The organism is Jannaschia seosinensis, from assembly GCF_001408515.1.
GTDB classification, from domain to species: Bacteria; Pseudomonadota; Alphaproteobacteria; order Rhodobacterales; family Rhodobacteraceae; genus Jannaschia; species Jannaschia seosinensis.
Window position 1 is genome coordinate 1 of record NZ_CYPR01000013.1, and the last position, 3,233, is coordinate 3,233.

A 3,233-nucleotide genomic window follows, 5' to 3' on the forward strand; every position below is an offset into this window, starting at 1 on the left:
CCTCAGTGTATACTTTTAGTGCAAGTGCGGGCGACATCTTCCCTGACAGAGGGGGTTGGCGGACAAATATCAATGTGAGGATTTTTTGATGCGGCCGCAGCACGATGTCAGCAGCCAAGGATGTCACGGCCTACTTTGGGAAGCCATTGGAGCGGACATATTCGCGTTATCCTCTGTTTTTCAAACGATTTGATCCCCCAGGCTTCCGTGTTCACGGACGGCTTTATGCTACGGTTTCGGTGACGCGGTTCCTCGGGAGGGGCGTTCGGGGCGGCCATGCAAATCTGGAACTCGGCGGGCTGGCGATTGACGTCCTGCGGCATGAGACGCTGGAGCGGCAGTGCACCCGGTGCATCCCGGTGTAGACGCGGCCTCGGCGGCGATATCCGTTCCGAGTTCGCCAAGGCGTGCAGAGCCGCGTTTCCGGCCACCGCACCCGCAGTGACAGCCCCGAAGCTCGGCGTTTTTCGCAGGGTGGAAGGGCGTCGTTCGTCCCGGTGCAGGTTACATTGCCCAAGCGCTTGCAGGTGTCGCAGGCGCCGTCGGCCTTCGCAGGCGCACCGCCGACGATCTCCCTGCTAACGCAATCTCCTTGTCCAACGCGATCTGGCCGAACAGGTCGGGCAGGATGAGCCTCCTACGTTAACAGGCTGCTGAAAAAGGCCGGTCTCGACGCGGTTTCGAGAACATGATTCACCTTCGTCACTGCAGTGGCGGAGAGGGCGACGATGCGCGGGACGGACGAGGCGAGCGGATCGCTGTTCAGCTATGTGGATCTTGATGAGCGGGTCCCCTCAGGTCATCCGCTTCGCAAGATCCGGCAGATCGTGAACGACGCTCTGGCGAGCCTCGATGCCGAGTTCGACGCACTCTACACCGACTTCGGCCGCCCCTCCATCGCGCCGGAGCGCCTGATCCGGGCGAGCCTTCTCCAGATCCTGTTCTCGATCCGCTCGGAGCGGCAGATGATGGAGCAGATGGATTACAACCTGCTGTTCCGGTGGTTCGTCGGACTTGGCATCGACGACCCGGTATGGGTCCCCACGGTGTTCAGCAAGAACCGCGACCGGCTGCTGACCACCGAGATGTCGCGCAAGGTGATGGCGGCGATCCTGGCACATCCGGAGGTCCGACCGCTGCTCTCGAATGAACACTTCTCGGTGGACGGCACGCTGATCAAGGCGTGGGCGTCCATGAAGAGCTTCCAGCCGAAGGAAAGCGCACCGCCGGATCGCGACGACGATCCAGGCGATCCGCCGCCTCCGCCAGCTAAGGAGGCCGCCGCAGACACCGACCATCAGCTTCAGCAGACCGAGATTCAGTCGATGCCCGACACGCCCCGCCAGACCCGCAACCCCGAGGTGAACTTCCGGGGTGAGAAGCGCTCGAACGCTACTCATGCGTCCGTGACGGACCCCGATGCCCGGCCTCTACAAGAAGGCGCCAGGTGCCGCGGCGATGCTGTGCTTCATAGGCCATACGCTGATGGAGAACCGCAACGGCCTGGTCGTGCAGTCGGACCTGACCCACGCCGACGGCCACGGCGAGCGCAAGGCGGCGCTCGAGATGATCAATCGGCACTCGCCAAGCTCAATCCGGCGCCTGACGCTCGGGGCCGACAAAGGATATGACAGCGCCGACTTTGTCGCCGCGCTCAGGCGTATGGTCGTGACGCCACATGTCGCGCAGAAGGCCCGGCATTCCGCCATCGACGGGCGCACCACCCAGCATCCCGGCTACGCCTTGTCCCAGCGGCGCCGAAAGAAGATCGAGGAACCGTTCGGCTGGGCCAAGACCGTGGGTGGCATGACCCAGACCCTTCACCGCGGCATCGACAGGGTCCGCGCGCAGTTCACGATGACCATGGCGGCCTGCAATCTGGCCAGGCTACCGAAACTCCTGGCAGCGTGACGAACAGCGCAATCCAGACCCGGCGTCCGACGCCGATGCCGCAGAGAAACCGCCTTCAATTCGTGACGGCACGAACATCGTCCTTCAAGCCCGACTTCTTCAGCGGCCTGCTAAGAGTATCCATCTTGATCTAGGGTGCTTTGGATTCCATTCGCGGTCGCCTTCGACGAGGGCATTTGCGAGTTCAACGACCTTTCGCATGACGGCTCGAATAACCCCGAACCCGAACAAACCCGTCAGGAGAGCCAGAAGAGCCGATGGAAGCGGTATGGGTATCGGGGATGGGGTATCAGGCAGAGCCGGGATGGGGATCCGTGCTCCCGGCCGGCAGCAAGGATTAAGTGCCGGCAGAGGACGGAAAGATGTGAGGGGCCGCGGAACGACCCTGGTGGTAGCAAGAACAATAGCTGACTGGGACACCGAGGCAGGACCCGACATCCAGATGGCGTCCATCACACCTGTCTCAGGGTCCATCCACATGGCGTCCATCACACCTGTCTCGGGGTCGAGGAAGAACGCACTCCCCTTGCCCAAATAGGGCTCATCCTTGCACACCCACTTTCCTTTGGAGCGTGCGCTCTCGTAATGAGCTTCATACCAGCCGGGGCCGGAGAACTGCTCGGTGCAATCGGAGATGGGACGGAAGCCGTGGGCCGGGATCCAAGCAATTGGATCTAGCGTGGCGGCATAGGTCGGAGCCGCCACGAAAAAGGCAAAGAGAGCCATCTTCATAGCGTGCTCCTTTGGTGTCGGGAGGCATTGTTGCACAAAAACATTAACAGACTGTCAACGGCGGAGTAAAAACCGGCCACGCGGCGGCGCAAAACCAGGCCAGCGACAGGGCGCCAAGCGCCATGGCGCGCGCGCTTGCCGCATAGCTGGCGCGTGCCATGGCGCATTGGCCCGCAGGGCCAATCCTGTGGCGGGTGATCAGGTTCTGGCTTGGGCCTTTCGGGCGCGGCTTTGGCCGAGCCGATAGCTGTCGCCGTTCATCTCGAGGATGTTGACGTGGTGTGTCAGCCTGTCGAGCAGTGCGCCGGTCAGGCGTTCGGTGCCGAAGGTTTCGGTCCATTCGTCGAACGGCAGGTTGCTGGTGATCATCGTGGAGCCGCGCTCATAGCGCTGCGAGATCAGCTCGAACAAGAGCTCTGCGCCGGTCTTGCTCAGCGGCACGAAGCCCAGTTCGTCGATGATGAGCAGCTTGACGGCGGCCTGCTGCTTTTGCAGGCGGAGCAGACGGCGCTCGTCGCGCGCCTCCATCAGCTCGTTGACTAGGGTCGCGGCGGTGGTGAAGCTGACCGACAGCCCTTTCTGGCAGGCGG

Annotated in this window: 2 protein-coding genes and 1 pseudogene; 1 reads left to right on the plus strand and 2 read right to left on the minus strand. The window is 62.5% G+C overall.

Annotated features, from left to right (window positions below; genetic code table 11):
* Positions 1 to 728 precede the first annotated feature (728 nt).
* Positions 729 to 1,911, plus strand: a pseudogene (locus JSE7799_RS19395) (IS5 family transposase).
* Between the two features lie 99 nt (positions 1,912 to 2,010).
* On the opposite strand, the gene JSE7799_RS01055 reads toward JSE7799_RS19395, so the two are convergent.
* Together JSE7799_RS01055 and JSE7799_RS01060 are read right to left on the minus strand one after the other, a co-directional pair.
* Positions 2,011 to 2,643 carry a hypothetical protein gene (locus tag JSE7799_RS01055; protein ID WP_055661941.1) on the minus strand — a complete coding sequence of 211 codons (633 nt, stop codon included), beginning with the start codon at positions 2,641 to 2,643 and terminating at the stop codon, positions 2,011 to 2,013.
* Between the two features lie 198 nt (positions 2,644 to 2,841).
* Positions 2,842 to 3,233 (minus strand): ATP-binding protein (locus JSE7799_RS01060; RefSeq protein WP_144431503.1); only part of this gene is annotated, 392 nt, incomplete at its 5' end.

Excerpts from the sequence above, each read along its gene's own strand:
- JSE7799_RS01055 (WP_055661941.1), bottom strand. The coding sequence starts at position 2,643 with ATGAAGATGGCTCTCTTTGCCTTTTTCGTGGCGGCTCCGACCTATGCC.